Origin of the sequence: Roseibium alexandrii DFL-11 (assembly GCF_000158095.2) — a bacterium.
Taxonomy (GTDB): Bacteria; Pseudomonadota; Alphaproteobacteria; order Rhizobiales; family Stappiaceae; genus Roseibium; species Roseibium alexandrii.
In genome coordinates this window covers 3,605,868-3,621,845 of sequence record NZ_CM011002.1, presented here as the reverse complement: position 1 = coordinate 3,621,845, position 15,978 = coordinate 3,605,868, and the positions used below count along the sequence as shown (strand labels likewise).

Below are 15,978 nucleotides of genomic sequence, written 5' to 3'. Positions count from 1 at the left end.
GGCTATTTTTGTTGTTTTGCACGTATTGAGAGAAAATTAGAGAATTACCTTTAAAAACTACTTCATATCGTCCTGATCTGGATAGAATATGGGTAATATTGACGATAAATATGACGAAACAGTCTATGATGGCGGACGTCTAGACCGCGAAGATATCGTAAAAAGACGCATTGGAATAAATACGTTATTTGTCGCGCCTGTGGCTGTCGTGCCTGTTTTATTCACGATCGTGCTGGTTGTTTTCGGGGCAGTTTTCATCAAGGTATGGCTGGCCGAAAAGGAAACTGCACAGCGTGAAGTGACGGCCGTTTCCCGGATTTTCGACAGCTACCGGCAATCACTGGTCGACGAGATGGAGCGGTATGCGGCTTCAAATGCTGCGTACATCAACATCGTCTCAAATCCCGATCCTGACTGGATTGCAGATCGTTTTGGCGTTGATATGGCTGGTGATTTCTCGCCAGATTATTCAGGATTGATAGCGCCCAGTGATGGCCTCACTTTTTCAGCAAGCAAGTCAGGCGAACCAGCCCAAAAGGTAATCCGAGAGGTCCTGAACAGTGACTTTGCCGATGCGTTGCAGTTGATACGTAACAATTATCTAGCCGCGCTCACCGCGAATCCGGACGGAGATATTCTGTTCGCCGGTGACTTGGCGGATCTGAACGGATCGGATGTATTCAGAGTAAACGGCATTCCCAGTCTTGTGGCCGCTTTTGCGGTTGTTCCAGATCCAGGCGGTATTCCGATGGTCTATCAGGAACCGTTCATTCTGATCTCGATTTTTGAACTGAATGACCGCAGATTGGCAGAATTGCTCTCCGTCCTTCCAGTCGAAGAACTTGAACTGCAAGATAAAACTCCGGAAGGCATGATCGGCATTTCATTGAAAAATGCAGCGGGTTCGAAAGTGGCTCAGCTGGTTTGGAACCCGATCAGCCGGGCAACCGGTGTGATCATGTCCTCGATCCCGGTTTTGTTTTTGTCTCTGGGAACCATTTTGATCATGGTTCTTGCGGCTTTACGCCAGATCACACAGGCCAAAAGCGAATTGGCACTGCAAGAGCGAGAAGCCCGGCGCGCCGCTTCCCACGATTCTATGACGGGCTTCACCACACGGGCTCAATTCTACAAAGAGGCTGAAAGGCAATTAGCGTCCGAGGACGTGCGCATGAAGGGTGCCAGTCTTGTTTATCTGGACCTGGATAACTTGAAAGAAGTCAACGACATCCATGGGCACATGGCCGGGGATTGGCTGATCATGAGCCAAGCCGTCCGGATACGAAAGCGTCTTGGGCCGGACGTGCTGATCGGCCGGATCGGCGGCGATGAATTTGTTATTTTGGTAGAAGGCCGGGTCGGGGAAGACCACTTCCCGAGCAATCTGGTTGGATTGTTTGATGACCTGATCGAGCCAATCGAGTTTGAAGGGCGTCTGATCGATGCATCCTGCAGTGCAGGGATTGCGCGTTTTCCAGATCATGGCCGAGGCATACTCGATATCATTCGATCTGCTGATGTTGCGCTTCAAAGGTGTAAGGCCGAAGGCAAACGGTCTTACCGGCTGTTCGACAATAGGATGGATGAGGAGCGCTGCGAACGCCGACAGCTCCGCAGTGAGCTGGCGACTGCCCTTCAGGACGATCAGTTCGAACTGTTCTATCAGTCGATTGTGGTGTCCGGGACAGGCGAACGGGCACATGCTGAGGCACTCATTCGCTGGCGCCATCCGGAGCGTGGACTTGTTTCTCCAGGGGTGTTTTTGCCTATTGCCAAGGAAGCCGGGTTTACATCCGAAATCGATAATTGGGTCTTGGAGCGGGCAATCCGTGACGCCAGCAATTGGGGCACAACGGGCGTCTCGGTCAACGTGAGCTCAAGCCAATTCCAGAAAGAGGGGTTTGCCGAGCATGTGGCTGACCTTCTGATGACCTATGGTTTGTCTGCCGACCAATTGCTTCTCGAGATTACAGAGGATCTGGTGCTTGAGGAGGACCAATGCACCCAAAAGGTCTTTGCCGAACTCCGGGACATGAATATCGGCCTGGCAATCGACGACTTTGGAACCGGCTATTCCAGCTTGAGTTATCTGCACAAATACCCGTTCAACACGATGAAGATCGACCGTAGCTTCGTGGCACGCATTGGCATCAGCGAAGAAAACGACATGCTTGTCCGCACGCTCCTCGGCATTGCCAAGGTGATGGGAATGAAAACCATTGGCGAAGGTGTTGAAACCCAAGAACAGCGGGACTTTTTGGTGAATGCCGGCTGCGAGTATCTGCAGGGTTATCTGTTTGACCGTCCGGCGCCGTTGGCTGAAAGCGGATTGAAACGCGCGAGCTGACGCGTTTCAGCCTCTAAGTGATTCAGTTTTTTGGCGACTTGCGCATCAGGACCCAGGCAAGGAACCCGATAAACGCAAAGGTCCCCAGGTTCATGAAGGTATCGACCGGATCACCGATAAGCATCTCAAGTCTCCTTGGGGTTGTCTAGGATAAGGGCCTTTATCAGGCAGGCGAACAACATCGCTGTAATGAAGACGAACGGTAAGGCACCGAGGGCAATCAGGGTCCGCACGGCGGACATCGATCCGGAGAGCAGCATGGCAGCCCCCAGGACGCCCAGCAAACCACCCCAGATCACCTTAATCTTCACGCTTGGATTTTGATTGCCTCCGGTTGAGAACATCCCGAGCACAAAGGCTGCGCTGACCACACTGGTCACAATGAATAGGAAGGCGGCCAAAATAGTGGCCAATGTGGTCACAGTGGCAAAGGGAAGACGATCAAGAAGAGCAAACGTCATCCGCTCCACATTAGTCTGTGTCAGCGCCAGCAACTCGCCCTTGCCATTTAAAGTCTCAAATATGCCGACACCGCCAAATGCGCCGAACCAGATCGTGGAAAATAGCGTGGGGCCGATCAGTACACCGAGAACGAATTCCCGGATAGTGCGGCCCTTGGAAATGCGCGCAACGAAGACCCCGACAAAAGGTCCCCATGCAATCCACCAGACCATGTAGGTCAGCGTCCAGTCCTGAAACCAGCGGCCGACTTCGTCGCCATAGAAAGTGAACGTGCGGAAGCCGGCAGGAATGACATCCGCAATATACATGCCGATGCCACCGATCACCGAGTTCATCAAAAACTCTGTCGGACCCATAATGATGGTGTAGGCAACAAGCGCGATCGCAAGGCTCATGGCGATGTTGGAAAGCTTCGCCATGCCTGTGCTGAGGTCCACCATCAGAGGCGGGATGTAAGCAATAACCATGACCAAGAATATCAGGCCGACAAGCCATGGTGCCGCTGTTTGGGTGCCGGCAAGAACGGATACGCCGTCAGCGACCTGAAACACACCCATTGCAATAGAACCACCGACCCCGATGGCGATTGCAGCGATCGCCATGAAGTCGGAAAACCAGCCCACAACCCAAGCCCATTTTTCGCCGGGAAACAGGCTTTTTAAAGGCGCGCTGACCAGCATGGGCGTACCGCGTCGAAAACTAAAATAGGCAATGGAAAGTGCCGTTGTGCCGTAGATTGCCCAGGCGTGAATGCCCCAATTGAAGTTGGTCGCGAGCAATGCCGAATCCGCAGCTTCAGGGACAGAAATCTTGTCTTTCAGGAATGCAAAGTGGGTGAGCGGTTCGGCGACCGCCCAAAACAACAATCCAACACCCATCCCCGCAGCAAACAGCATTGCGATCCAAGTGGGCGTGGAATACTCGGGCCGATCGTCGTCGGCACCAAGGCGGATATCACCGAAACGGGTGAAGGTGAGGCCAAGGCAAAACAGCAGCATTATCGTGACCGACAGCATCACGAACCAGCCACGGCTTACGAAATACTGATCGACGATCTCCCGCGCTACTGCCTGAAGGCCTTCCGGATCAATGACACCCCACAAGCCGACGATGGCACAAAGACTGATGGAGCACGCGAGAAGTAGGCGATTAGAATCCAAGGAGGCCTCCAGACAGGTTTCCTGAACGCTAGCTGATCTTGTGAGCAATGCCTAGGCCGCACTGGCCGAGCCGGAGTTTTCTGTCTGCGCGAAGAAAAACAGAGGTTCACTTCAACCTCTGAAGTGTTTGACCCCTCTTGACGCACGGCAAACTCAAGTCTTCAGTTAGAATGCAGAGCTCAGATATTAGCTGAAAAGAAACTCAGATTTCGCAACAGTGCAGTTTTGCAGGATGCGATTCCGTGAGGCGCCTTGGGAGGGGATGTGCTGAACAGAAGTCAACCGATTGTGGAGACGTCTCCGGCTGTCTCCGATGAAATACGAAAAACCACTTGTTACATGTGTGCTTGCCGATGCGGGATCAACGTCCATCTGAAGGACGGCAAGGTCGCTTATATCGAAGGCAATCGCGATCATCCGGTCAACAAAGGTGTCTTGTGTGCCAAGGGCGCGTCCGGGATCATGCAGGTCACAGCGCCTTCGAGACTGCGGAAACCACTCAAGCGGAAAGGCCCGCGCGGGTCAGGTGAATTTGAAGAAATCAGCTGGGAAGAAGCGCTGAAAACAGCCGTTTCCTGGCTGGAACCCATCCGCAGGACCGCGCCTGAAAAACTGGCGTTTTTCACAGGTCGCGATCAGTCTCAAAGCTTTACCAGCTTCTGGGCGCAAAACTTCGGCACCCCCAACTACGCAGCTCATGGCGGCTTCTGTTCGGTCAATATGGCAGCCGGCGGCATCTATACGATCGGTGGAGCCTTCTGGGAATTTGGCCAGCCGGACTGGGACCGCACGAAGCTGTTCATGTTGTTCGGGGTGGCCGAGGATCACGACTCCAATCCGATCAAGATGGGCCTCGGCAAACTGAAGGCGCGAGGCGGCAAGGTCATCGGGGTGAACCCGGTTCGGTCAGGCTACAACGCCATTGCCGATGAGTGGATTGGAATCACGCCAGGCACCGACGGACTGTTCATTTTGTCCCTCTGCCACGTGCTTTTGAAAACTGGACATATAGATCTTGCCTATCTGGCCCGCTTAACCAATGCGCCATGTCTGGTGATCGACAATCCGGGGTCTGACGACCACGGATTGCTGCTGAAAGACGCTGACGGAAAGTCACTTGTGATCGACCGTGCGAGCGGCAAACCGGCACCATTCGACCAAAAAGGCGTCCGGCCGGATCTTGGTGCAGAATATGACGCAGATGGGGTGTCATGCAGGACCGTCTTTCAGCATCTGGCGGAGCGCTATCTGGATGACGCCTACGCCCCGGAGACGGTTGCCAAAACCTGCGGGGTGCCGGCCGGCAAGATAAGGGCTGTTGCCGCGGAACTTGCCCGCGTGGCGTTCGAGGAAGCGTTCGAGATCGACCAACCCTGGACCGATTTCCGCGGGGAAACCCATCAGACCATGCCGGGGCGGCCGGTCAGTTTCCACGCCATGCGCGGAGTTTCTGCCCACTCCAACGGGTTCCAGACCTGTAGGGCGCTGCATGTCCTGCAGATCCTTCTTGGAACGGTCGAGGTCCCGGGTGGTTTCCGGTTCAAACCGCCCTATCCGAAGCCGGTCACAGCGCACCCAACCCCCCATTGCAAGACCCAGCCGGATTGTCCGCTGGATGGTCCGCATCTGGGCTTCGTCCGTGGCCCAAACGATCTGGCGCTGAAAGACGACGGCACGCCAGCGCGGATAGACAAAGCGTTTTCCTGGGAAAACCCGATGTCGGCCCATGGTCTTATGCACATGGTGATCTCCAACGCCCATGCGGGCGACCCTTATAAGATCGACACGCTGTTTCTCTATATGGCGAACATGTCCTGGAATTCTTCCATGAACACGCGTGGTGTCATGGAGATGCTGACGGATAAAGACGAAAACGGCGACTATGTGATCCCGAAAATCATCTATTCGGATGCCTATTCCTCAGAAATGGTCGCCTATGCGGATTTGATCCTGCCGGACACCACGTACCTGGAACGCCACGACTGCATCAGCCTGCTGGACCGGCCGATCTGCGAGGCGGATGCGGCAGCCGATGCGATCCGCTGGCCGGTGATTGAGCCGGACCGCGACGTGCGCGGCTTCCAATCGGTCCTGGTGGACCTCGGCGCACGGCTTGGCCTGCCCGGTTTTGTCAATGAAGATGGCAGCGCCAAATATGCAGACTACGCCGACTACATCGTCAATCACGAGCGCCGGCCGGGGATCGGCCCACTCGCCGGTTTTCGGGGGAACGGTGATCAAGCTGGCCGCGGTGAAGTGAACCCGGCCCAGCTGGACCGCTACATCGAAAACGGCAGTTTCTTCGTCGAACACATCCCGGAGGAAGCGGCGTTTTATAAACCCTGGAATGCAGCCTATCAGGACTGGGCGGTGAATCTGGGTCTGTTCGACAGCCCGCAGCCCTATCTGTTTGAGATCTATTCCGAGCCCATGCGCCGGTTCCAGCTGGCCGCAGAAGGGCACGGCGACCGGCAACCGCCAGATCGCTTGAGAGGTCAGATCAAGGAAGCCTTTGATCCGCTGCCGGTTTGGTATCCCCCGCTCAGCGACACCATTGCGGATCCGGACACCTATCCGGTCCATGCACTGACCCAGCGGCCAATGGCGATGTATCATTCCTGGGGCAGCCAGAATGCCTGGCTCCGGCAGATCCACGGCCGGAACCCTCTCTATGTGCCGACCCGGATTTGGGAAGAAAATGGCTTTTCAGAAGGGGATTGGGCAAAAGTGACCTCGCCGCACGGGGAAATTGTCGTACCCGTTGCTCACATGGCGGCGCTCAATGAAAACACCGTGTGGACATGGAACGCCATCGGCAAACGCAAAGGCGCTTGGGCGCTGGATGGGGATGCGCCAGAGGCTACCAAAGGCTTCTTGCTCAATCATCTGATCCACGAGCTGTTGCCGCCGAAAGGCGATGGCCTCAGGTGGTCAAACTCGGATCCGGTTACCGGACAAGCTGCCTGGTTCGATCTGCGGGTGCGGATCGAGCGTGCAGAGCCGCCTCCTGAAAGCCAGCCGGCTTTTGACCCCATCAAATCCCCGGTTGGAACAGGGCCGGACACCGTTCGACAGCAGGTGCGTTCATGACCCAGTTGCCGGAAACAACAGACAAGAAGCTCGGGCTCGTTATCGATCTCGACACCTGCGTCGGCTGTCATGCCTGCGTGACCGCCTGCAAGGGCTGGAATACGGAAAACTATGGCGCGCCTCTGAGTGACATGGATGCTTACGGCAAGGACCCGGTCGGATCTTTCCTCAACCGCATCCATTCCTTCGAGGTTCAGCCAGAGAATGGGCCAGCGCAGACGATCCACTTTCCGAAGTCGTGCCTGCATTGCGATGATGCGCCGTGCGTCACCGTCTGCCCGACCGGCGCAAGCTACAAGCGCCGGGAAGATGGGATTGTTCTCGTCAATGAAGATGCCTGCATTGGCTGTGGCTTATGCGCCTGGGCGTGTCCTTATGGGGCGCGGGAGCTCGATCAGGCCGAAGGGGTTATGAAGAAATGCACCCTTTGCGTTGACCGGATCTACAACGAGAACCTGGAAGAAGTGGATCGGGTGCCGGCCTGTGTCAGAACCTGTCCCGCTGGCGCGCGGCATTTCGGGGATCTTGGGGATCCGGACAGCGATGTGTCCCGTCTCGTGGCTGAGCGCGGCGGGTTCGATTTGATGCCCGAACAGGGAACCAAGCCGGTGAACAAATATCTTCCCCCGCGACCGAAGGATAAGCTCGCGGAAGTATCGGCCAGTTCGGACACGATGCAGCCCGTTGCCGAAACGCCAAAGGGCTTTTTGCGCTGGCTCGACAAAGCATTGGAGGCGCTCTGATGCATCCGGCTCCCTCCGTCATCATTTTCACGGTCTTGTCCGGGCTCGGGTTCGGATTTCTTGCTTGGCTGGGCCTTGGCCTTCCGGCGGTCACCGGCTGGACAGCGTTTTTCGCCTATCTGATCGGCTTTGCGCTCGCTGTCGGCGGCCTGCTGTCGGCAACCTTTCACCTCGGCAATCCGCAGCGCAGTCTTCTGGCCTTCACCCAGTGGCGATCGAGCTGGCTGTCGCGTGAGGCCTGGCTGTCCGTGCTCGCGCTTGTCTTCATGGGGGTCCACGGCTTTGCTGCCGTTTTCTTCGACATAACGCTTGCGCCAATTGGCGTTACCGGCGCTTTGCTTTGTGTTGCAACAGTGTATGCCACCGCGATGATTTATGCGCAGCTTGCCACCGTGCCGCGCTGGAACCATTGGCTGACACCTTTGCATCTTGTGTCCCTATCCTTGGCGGGTGGCGCTATCCTCGCTGGACAAGGTTTTGGCGCCGTTCTACTGCTCGCAATTGCCGGGTTGGTTCAGAGCCTTTACTGGATCTTCGGAGACCGCCGTTTTTCCGAACGCGGACATACAATGGAGACCGCGACCGGACTTGGCGAGCGCGGCAAGGTGCGCCTGTTTGAGCCGCCTCATACCGGCACGAATTATCTTTTGAAGGAGATGGTGTTCACCGTCGGCCGCAAGCATGCGCATAAGCTGCGGATCATCGCGTTCGCGCTCAATTGCGTGCTGCCGATCGTACTGATCGTACTTATGCCTGCCAGCCTGCCGGTTGTCGCCCTTGCAGGAATTGCCTTCCTGATCGGAACGTTTGCCTCGCGCTGGCTATTCTTCGCCGAAGCGGAACATGTCGTCGGGCTTTATTACGGCAAGCGGTAACAAAAACGCAGGCAAGGAAGTCTTGCCTGCGTTGATTTTCTGACGACGTAGTCGGAGTTATTCCGCAGCTTCGGGCACTGCCATCGGGTTGTTCGGATGGGTTGTCCAGTTGGCGTATTTCTCCTCGACCACCTTGTTGGTGCGTGGATCAATGGTACCGGGGGCCATCTGCTCCATGGTGATGCAGTTCTCAACCGGGCAAACGTTGACGCAAAGGTTGCAGCCGACGCATTCCTCGTCGATCACCTCGAACTTGCGTGCGCCATCCACCATGTTGGTGATTGCCTGGTGGGACGTGTCCTCACAGGCAATGTGGCAACGGCCGCACTGGATGCAGAGATCCTGGTCGATCTTCGCCTTGGCGATGTAGTTGAGGTTCAAATGCTGCCAGTCTGAGGCGTTCGGAACCGCCCGGCCGACGACCTGATCAACCGACGTATAGCCCTTTTCATCCATCCAGTCGCTGAGGCCTTCAATCATGTCCTCAACCACCTTGAACCCGTAGGTCATAGCGGCTGTACAGACCTGCACGGACCCGGCACCAAGCGCCATGAACTCTGCCGCATCACGCCAGGTGGTTACGCCGCCAATGCCGGAGATCGGCAGGCCATGCGTTTCCGGATCCCGGGCGATTTCGGCCACCATGTTGAGCGCAATCGGTTTCACGGCCGGGCCGCAATAACCGCCATGAGCGCCCTTGCCGTCGACCATGGGAGCCGGTGACATGGCATCCAGATCGACGCCAACGATCGAGTTGATCGTGTTGATCAGGGAAACCGCGTCCGCACCGCCCGCTTTTGCGGCCTGCGCCGGTTTGCGGATGTCGGTGATGTTCGGCGTCAGCTTGACGATACAGGGCATGCGGGAGTGCTTTTTCACCCACCGTGTGACCATCTCGATGTATTCCGGCACCTGACCGACAGCGGATCCCATGCCGCGTTCGCTCATGCCGTGCGGACAGCCGAAGTTGAGTTCCACACCGTCTGCCTCGGTGTCTTCAACTGCCTTGAGGATATCGATCCAGTTCTGCTCTTCGCAGGGAACCATCAGCGACACAACCAGCGCACGGTCCGGCCAGTCACGTTTGACCTGCTTGATCTCCCGAAGGTTGACCTCCAGTGGGCGGTCGGTGATCAGCTCGATGTTGTTGAGCCCGATCAGTTGCCGGTCCTTGCCGTGAATGGCGCCGTAGCGCGGCCCGTTGACGTTGACGACCGGGTCGCCATCGCCAAGTGTTTTCCAGACAACGCCGCCCCAGCCGGCCTTGAAGGCGCGGACAACGTTGTATTCCTTGTCCGTCGGTGGCGCGGAGGCCAGCCAGAACGGGTTCGGCGACTTGATGCCGATAAAATTTGTCGTCAGATCAGCCATGTGTCTCTCCCTCGGCCGTTCAGGCGCTCAGCGCGGCGTTGATGGCTTCCGCAGCGATCTTGCCGTCTTCGACGGCTGCGACCGTAAGGTCTTCGCCGCCGGCAACGCAGTCGCCGCCCGCCCACACATCATCGAGGCTGGTCTTGCGGTCCGCGTCCACCACAATCCTGCCCTTCTCGAGGGTCAGGGCGCCACCGAGATCCGTATCCACCAGGGTCTGGCCGATGGCCTTGAAGACCATATCAGCTTCAAGCGTTACGATTTCACCGGTTCCGGTGAGGGATCCATCTTGATCCTGTGTCCGTTCCAGTTCAATCCCCGTAACCGAGCCGTTTGCAGCCACAAGTGCCTTGGGCTGTGCCCAAGTCATGATCTTGACGCCATTGGTCTGCGCAAGGTGTTGCTCATATTCGGATGCGTTCATGCGATCCTGACCGCGCCGATAGGCAATGGTGACATCATCGGCACCGAGCAGCTTGGTCTGAACTGCAATGTCCACTGCAGTCATGCCGCCGCCAATAACGACCACCCGTCGGCCAACGGGAAGTTTCCCGAGATCGTCGGCCTGGCGCAGATTGGCGATGTAGTCGACAGAATCCAGAGAGCCGCCCTTGTCTTCGCCGTCAAGGCCAAGCGCATTCACGCCGCCAAGGCCAATACCGAGGAATACGGCATCGTAGGATGCGCGCAGATCGGCGAGAATCAGATTGTCGCCAAGGCGTGAGCCGGTCTTGAGCTCGATGCCGCCGATGGAGAGGACGAATTCGACCTCACGGGCCGCAAAGTTGTCGACAGACTTATAGGACGCGATGCCAAACTCGTTCAGGCCGCCTGCTTTTTCGCGTGCGTCGAACAGGGTCACGTCATGGCCATGCATGGCGAGCCGGTGCGCACAGGCGAGACCAGCCGGGCCGGCGCCGACCACGGCAACCTTTTTGCCGGTGCTGGCTGCCCGTTGATATGGCTGCGTTTCATTTTCGGCCATGTAGTGATCAGTGGCATAGCGCTGGAGCTGGCCGATCTGAACCGGCTTGCCTTCTGCGATTTCGCGCACACAGACCTGTTCGCACAAGGTTTCCGTTGGGCAAACCCGGGCGCACATGCCGCCGAGAATGTTCTGGTCAAAGATGGTCTTCGCTGATCCGGTCGGATTGCCCGTTGAAATCTGGCGGATGAATTGCGGAATGTCGATGCTGGTCGGGCACGCTTGCATGCAAGGTGCGTCGTAACAGAAGTAGCACCGGTCTGCCTCGACCTGTGCCTCGTGCGGTTCTAGCAGCGGATGCAGATCGCTGAAGTTTTCAGTGTATGCTTCCTGAGGCAAGCGTCCGGCGGCAATATCGGGGCCGGCTTTGGTCTGGGTCATGAAGATCTCCGGAAGGTTGGCGATCGTTTTTGGGAACGGCATCCTTCGTTCTTTTGAGGCTGCTCGTGGGGGTATTGGGCAAAAATTTGAACAGTTAGTCAAATATTTTTAGAACAATTAAAAACTGGAGAAAAAAACTCAGCAATAATATTGCTGAAACATCAGTACTTTAGTTTATATTTTGGGCGTGATTAAATTTGCGCCATAGGGCAAAATGATACCAAACAAGCCGGTTCGGCCGGAGTGTTTTCAATCAGATACTTCGTTTTTCGGATCGAAAAAAACACACCGCATGGCGGTCAGGTGGTGTTTTGGTGAGAGGAAAATACCCTTGAAAGGAAAAGTCGAGACTGACCGTTTGTGGCTGACGAGGTAAAAAAATTGCCGACGTGCCAGAGTTCTTCGGTTTTCTCGGGGATCCTCAGGCTATGCAATACACCCAATTCGACAAGGATCTGGCACCTTGCCGGCGGCGCTTGATGTCGCCGACGCCAAGGTTGGGTTGCCTCCGGTGTCGGCGTTTGCGCACCCGGACAATAAAGCGTCCCAGAAACTGCTGCAGAAGGCCGGGTTTCTGCCGGAGCACCATGTTGAGAGCATGAACCGTATCCTCTACCGGCGGCGCCGCCAGGCCCTCTAAACGAGGCTTACTCCGGATACCAGAAACGCGCCCTTTCCGCGCCCGGCTCTACGTTGACGTCGGAGTTCGCGTTACGCGGAGGAACGAGTAGACTTAAAGGGAAATGCGGGAAACGATGGTTCTTTAGGTTTCCGAGGAGGTATTACGCCGCTTTAAAATGCTCTTTGCGCAGGTCCGGCTGGCTCAGTATCCATGGTAGCCGCCGGTCCGGATGAAAATGAGCTTTGAAGTCAGCCCGAAATTAGCTTCAAGCAGGGAAACGGGTAGGGAATTCAAGTGCTCATTTCCCTGACGATTCCTGCTGTACGTTTCGCGCATAGCCAGTTTTAGCCGGGGGACCAACCATCCTGTGGAGGTGACTACGGATCTAGTCTTCACATTCCTATCATGTGTTTCCGGTGCGTCCCCAATTGAAACCGATGAACCTATCAAGATAAATCCGGCGAATCCGTGAAAATGGTTCAGCCTAAGTTTGTCTGCAATTAGGGCGCATGCCTAATGGCGTTCGCTGATGTGTTGCGCATAGGGCTGCGGATGTTTTGAACGTCCACAACTCAGCATCAAAACCAGAAGTTGACAATCCCATCGAAAACGCTTAACACTAGGTCATCGATATTTTCTTGCCGAGATTTGGTTGCAACGCGCTTGGCACCGCGTTCTGAACGAACACTCCCTTTAAAGCATCGTTATCATCACCCGCGAGCCCTTCGCTCGCTGGCTCTTCTCTCTATGCTATGAAAGGGTTCATCATGACCACTGGCACAGTAAAATGGTTCAATTCCACCAAAGGCTTCGGCTTTATCCAGCCTGACAACGGCGGTCCCGACGCCTTCGTCCATATCTCCGCTGTCGAACGCGCTGGCATGCACGAAATCGTTGAAGGTCAGAAAATCGGCTACGATATGGAGCGCGACTCCAAGTCGGGCAAAATGTCCGCCTGCAATCTGCAGGCTGCCTGATTGATCCGGGATCTGCTTTCCCTTGACCACGGATGTACTGGCATTGTCGAAAGCATGAGACCAAGCAAGGCCAGGCAAGTTGCCTGGCCTTTTTCGTTGCTGCTCATAGGTGAATAGCCTTCCGGAGGAAAGCCATGACTGAAATTTACAGCAAACCCCGCCAACAGGCAGAAGTCGCGTTTGGCAAAAACCAGTCGCAATTTTTTGAACGCCAACGTGCAATTGAGGACCTCAACTCGATCGTAGTCGCCCGTAATGAGAAGACCCTGAGGTTGCGAGAGGCTCGTCTTGCCAAAGAACGCCAAGACAACATGGCCTCAGCAACAAAGCCCGGTCCAAAACGTGCAAAAAAATCTACAGGTCGCTCAGTGTAACCGGTTAAATGGAATTAAGATTTGAAAAAAACCAGAAACAACGAACACTCAGACCGCCGGCGCGCTGCGGCAGACGCCAAGGCTGCGCTTGTATCGGCCTTTCGTAGCGCCAAGGAAGCTTCCGAACCGACCCGAGAAGCCCGGCAGACGGAGCGCCGTTTAATCGCAGAAGCTCGTGACAAGCGCCGCGCCGAACGCGAGCAAATGAAGCTTGATGAAAGAAATCGCATCGCCGCGGAAGCTGCAGCACGAGACGCTGCCGTTGCTGCCGCAGCTAAAGCTGAAATCGAGGCGCGCGAGTTGGCTGACAAGACCCGTGTCGAGCGTGTTCTGCAGGACGAAGCAGCCCGCAAAGCTAAACGCGACCAGCGCTATGCAAATCGGAAAGCGCGCCAGGCCTGAAAATGTCATGACGCGGGGCGTTCACACTGTTCATGAACGTTAGACAAATTTCCCATAAAATTGTGCAATTGGCTCAGGTTATCGTATCTGCCGTAACGGAAAGCGGCGTCGCCTTGTCCACGTACGGACGATGCCCACATTTATCAGCTTGGCGATACTTGACGCGCTGGAAAGCTGGGCGCCCAGTTGCACGGACAATTTTTGCTGCGCACTCTACTGGTAAGCGGATAACACGTGGCGCATCCCATCGGTCTCGTGATGGGTTGAGGATCCGCGTTCCATCCTCGATGGTATGCTATTCTAAAGTCGAGTCGCGCTAGCATATTGATTTTACTCATCCAGACCCAAGTTCAAACATGTCGTTTCGCCATCGGCCCGCAAACCTTTAGAGCGGCTGCCCCGCTTTTATGTCCCGCCTTGTGTCTTTTGCATGGACCGTTCCGCCAGAGCCCGAATTCGTCAAACGCTTCGTCTTGGAAACATCTGAACTCGACATGCGAAATTCCGTAGCTATGGTTCTGTGTTTACAACTGCGCTCCACTGGTGGAGAAAACCGGCCTCATAACTGTTTTCACAAGCGTACCGCCGCAGCCAGGCTGAGTTGCGAGGCCGCAAATTCGGTAACGAGAGGTATGTTGATCCGTGATTGAAACGCTCCTCTTCACCGCTGCGCGCATACAAACGCTCAGTCAGGGTCAAGTTCTCACCAATGCAACAGGGTTCTTCTTCAAGCGGGATGACCGGCTTTATCTTGTCAGCAGCCGGCACGTCTTTGTTGACGAGGCCAGCCGGCATTTCCCAGATTCAGTACAAATCGAACTACATACGTCTGCCGAGAATGTTGCACAGACTGTCCGTTTCTTGATCCCGATTTATAGGGACGGCCAGTCTTTGTGGCGCCAAGCTGTCGATGGTGGGGGTCAGATAGACGTGGCATTGATCGAATTGGACCGGCAATTTCTACCTGATCCTTGTATTCTGCATGCTTTCAGCGAAGCGCACTTGATCGATCCATTGGTCAAACAGCCAGAAGTCGGCGAACCACTCCTCATTCCTGGTTATCCTCTTGGCTTCTCTGACACTTTGCATGCTTTGCCGGTTGTGCGGCATGCCATTATCGCGTCTTCTTTCGGCATGCGCTTTCAAGGTCAAGGCTATTTTCTTACCGATGCGCGAACACATCGCGGCAGCAGCGGTGCGCCAGTGCTGATGCGCTCGACCAAGGGCCATGTCGGTGATAGCGAACTGAGTTGCTATTTGTTGGGCATCCACTCGGCGCGGCTCGACGTTGGGACCCGTGATGTGACAGTGGACGAAGCTCTTGGTCTCAATTGCGCTTGGTATGCCGATATCCTGATGACCTTAACGGACGAAACGTCATCATCAATTGAAAGTCGCAGCTAGAACTCGGGGCAGGTGCAGTTTACACCGGTCCTATCCGTTCTTGCGCGATAGAGCTGCTGTTTTTCTTTGGTCCCAAAGCTTGGGGTTAGGTTACGGCGCAGAGCTGTCATTGGCGGCGCTTGATGTCGCCGACACCCAAGTTCAGCTGCCGGTATTGTCTGCGCTTGCTCACCCGGAAAATGCCGGATCCAACAGGTTGCTAGAAAAAGTAGGATTTCAGGCCGAGCATCACGTTGCGAGCATGACGCGTATCCTCTACCGGCGGAAGCGCCCTGTACTGGCCGGAAACTAAGCCGAATGTTCAGGAAATTGGCGGGCCGAGAAACTCAATGTCCCATTTCTTGCTGAACACGTTGAGTGCCGCCGTATCGGCGTGACCACCTTTCATCACATCAGCCAAACCGGAGAAGAAGCCGGTTGCATCCAGCCCCGGACAAATGATGATGAGTTGTCGGGCGGGTTTATCCGTCTCGTTTCGAAATGCATAGATGGCTCCGCTGGGAATGGTCACCAAGTCTCCCTCTTCCGCGTAGAAGCGATGACCATCCATTTCATAAAGATATCGCCCCTCCAGAACCCGGAAAATCTCGGTTTCTTTGTGACGGTGGAGCGGTGGGCCAAATCCGGGCGCGTTCTCCGTTTCAATGATCGTCATGGCGCCATTGCTCATTGATGGTTCCATACGCACCTTGAGACCGAGACCTATCTCCGGAACTTTCAGCTCGGGGTCTCCGGAAGTCGAATGAAGGAACGAATACGCCATCTCTAAACTCCTCCAAGACCGA

General features: G+C 55.6%; 14 protein-coding genes. 10 read left to right on the top strand and 4 right to left on the bottom strand.

Features of this window, described 5'->3' with window-relative positions; genetic code table 11:
• Positions 1-88 precede the first annotated feature (88 nt).
• Positions 89-2,347 (top strand): putative bifunctional diguanylate cyclase/phosphodiesterase, encoded by a 2,259-nt coding sequence (locus SADFL11_RS16610; protein ID WP_134853064.1) that lies wholly within the window; start codon positions 89-91, stop codon positions 2,345-2,347.
• Positions 2,348-2,472: 125 nt separating this feature from the next.
• Here SADFL11_RS16610 and SADFL11_RS16605 read toward each other — a convergent pair whose 3' ends face one another.
• On the bottom strand, positions 2,473-3,969 hold the full coding sequence (locus SADFL11_RS16605; RefSeq protein WP_040451250.1) for a BCCT family transporter: 1,497 nt from the start codon (positions 3,967-3,969) through the stop codon (positions 2,473-2,475).
• A 339-nt stretch (positions 3,970-4,308) separates the two neighbouring features.
• Between SADFL11_RS16605 and SADFL11_RS16600 the strand changes: the two genes are divergently transcribed.
• From SADFL11_RS16600 to SADFL11_RS16590, 3 genes are read left to right on the top strand one after another with little or no spacing between them, the layout of a single operon-like run.
• On the top strand, positions 4,309-7,059 hold the full coding sequence (locus tag SADFL11_RS16600; RefSeq protein WP_209002888.1) for a molybdopterin oxidoreductase family protein: 2,751 nt from the start codon (positions 4,309-4,311) through the stop codon (positions 7,057-7,059).
• Entirely contained in the window at positions 7,056-7,802 is a 747-nt protein-coding gene (locus SADFL11_RS16595) for a 4Fe-4S dicluster domain-containing protein (RefSeq protein WP_040451253.1), read from the top strand. Before SADFL11_RS16600 ends, SADFL11_RS16595 begins: the two co-directional genes overlap by 4 nt.
• Entirely contained in the window at positions 7,802-8,677 is an 876-nt protein-coding gene (locus tag SADFL11_RS16590; protein ID WP_008193614.1) for a dimethyl sulfoxide reductase anchor subunit family protein, read from the top strand. Before SADFL11_RS16595 ends, SADFL11_RS16590 begins: the two co-directional genes overlap by 1 nt.
• Before the next feature lie 57 nt (positions 8,678-8,734).
• Here the strand turns inward: SADFL11_RS16590 and preA are convergent, their stop codons facing one another.
• Together preA and SADFL11_RS16580 are read right to left on the bottom strand one after the other, a co-directional pair.
• Entirely contained in the window at positions 8,735-10,048 is a 1,314-nt protein-coding gene (gene preA / locus SADFL11_RS16585) for an NAD-dependent dihydropyrimidine dehydrogenase subunit PreA (RefSeq protein ID WP_008195293.1), read from the bottom strand.
• Positions 10,049-10,067: 19 nt separating this feature from the next.
• On the bottom strand, positions 10,068-11,414 hold the full coding sequence (locus SADFL11_RS16580; protein WP_040452709.1) for an NAD(P)-dependent oxidoreductase: 1,347 nt from the start codon (positions 11,412-11,414) through the stop codon (positions 10,068-10,070).
• A gap of 433 nt (positions 11,415-11,847) precedes the next feature.
• Between SADFL11_RS16580 and SADFL11_RS16575 the strand changes: the two genes are divergently transcribed.
• The 6 genes from SADFL11_RS16575 (at position 11,848) to SADFL11_RS16550 (ending at position 15,485) form a co-directional block, all read left to right on the top strand.
• A complete protein-coding gene (locus SADFL11_RS16575; protein ID WP_407690693.1) occupies positions 11,848-12,054 on the top strand; it encodes a GNAT family N-acetyltransferase in 207 nt (68 codons plus the stop codon).
• Between the two features lie 749 nt (positions 12,055-12,803).
• On the top strand, positions 12,804-13,013 hold the full coding sequence (locus tag SADFL11_RS16570) for a cold-shock protein (RefSeq protein WP_040452710.1): 210 nt from the start codon (positions 12,804-12,806) through the stop codon (positions 13,011-13,013).
• A gap of 134 nt (positions 13,014-13,147) precedes the next feature.
• Complete coding sequence (locus tag SADFL11_RS16565) at positions 13,148-13,387, top strand: hypothetical protein (protein WP_008189908.1); 240 nt, start codon at positions 13,148-13,150, stop codon at positions 13,385-13,387.
• Between the two features lie 21 nt (positions 13,388-13,408).
• Complete coding sequence (locus SADFL11_RS16560) at positions 13,409-13,789, top strand: DUF6481 family protein (protein ID WP_008190247.1); 381 nt, start codon at positions 13,409-13,411, stop codon at positions 13,787-13,789.
• 642 nt (positions 13,790-14,431) lie between these two features.
• A complete protein-coding gene (locus SADFL11_RS16555; RefSeq protein ID WP_008192559.1) occupies positions 14,432-15,193 on the top strand; it encodes a S1 family peptidase in 762 nt (253 codons plus the stop codon).
• A complete protein-coding gene (locus tag SADFL11_RS16550) occupies positions 15,177-15,485 on the top strand; it encodes a GNAT family N-acetyltransferase (protein ID WP_081450535.1) in 309 nt (102 codons plus the stop codon). The genes SADFL11_RS16555 and SADFL11_RS16550 overlap by 17 nt, the downstream gene beginning before the upstream one ends.
• 9 nt (positions 15,486-15,494) lie before the next feature.
• On the opposite strand, the gene SADFL11_RS16545 is transcribed toward SADFL11_RS16550, so the two are convergent.
• Complete coding sequence (locus SADFL11_RS16545; RefSeq protein WP_008193386.1) at positions 15,495-15,956, bottom strand: cupin domain-containing protein; 462 nt, start codon at positions 15,954-15,956, stop codon at positions 15,495-15,497.
• Positions 15,957-15,978 lie beyond the last annotated feature (22 nt).

Coding starts and splice junctions, on each gene's coding strand:
- SADFL11_RS16600 (WP_209002888.1), top strand. CDS start 4,309: ATGTGTGCTTGCCGATGCGGGATCAACGTCCATCTGAAGGACGGCAAG.
- SADFL11_RS16610 (WP_134853064.1), top strand. CDS start 89: ATGGGTAATATTGACGATAAATATGACGAAACAGTCTATGATGGCGGA.
- preA (WP_008195293.1), bottom strand. CDS start 10,048: ATGGCTGATCTGACGACAAATTTTATCGGCATCAAGTCGCCGAACCCG.
- SADFL11_RS16590 (WP_008193614.1), top strand. CDS start 7,802: ATGCATCCGGCTCCCTCCGTCATCATTTTCACGGTCTTGTCCGGGCTC.
- SADFL11_RS16595 (WP_040451253.1), top strand. CDS start 7,056: ATGACCCAGTTGCCGGAAACAACAGACAAGAAGCTCGGGCTCGTTATC.
- SADFL11_RS16565 (WP_008189908.1), top strand. CDS start 13,148: ATGACTGAAATTTACAGCAAACCCCGCCAACAGGCAGAAGTCGCGTTT.
- SADFL11_RS16580 (WP_040452709.1), bottom strand. CDS start 11,414: ATGACCCAGACCAAAGCCGGCCCCGATATTGCCGCCGGACGCTTGCCT.
- SADFL11_RS16545 (WP_008193386.1), bottom strand. CDS start 15,956: ATGGCGTATTCGTTCCTTCATTCGACTTCCGGAGACCCCGAGCTGAAA.
- SADFL11_RS16570 (WP_040452710.1), top strand. CDS start 12,804: ATGACCACTGGCACAGTAAAATGGTTCAATTCCACCAAAGGCTTCGGC.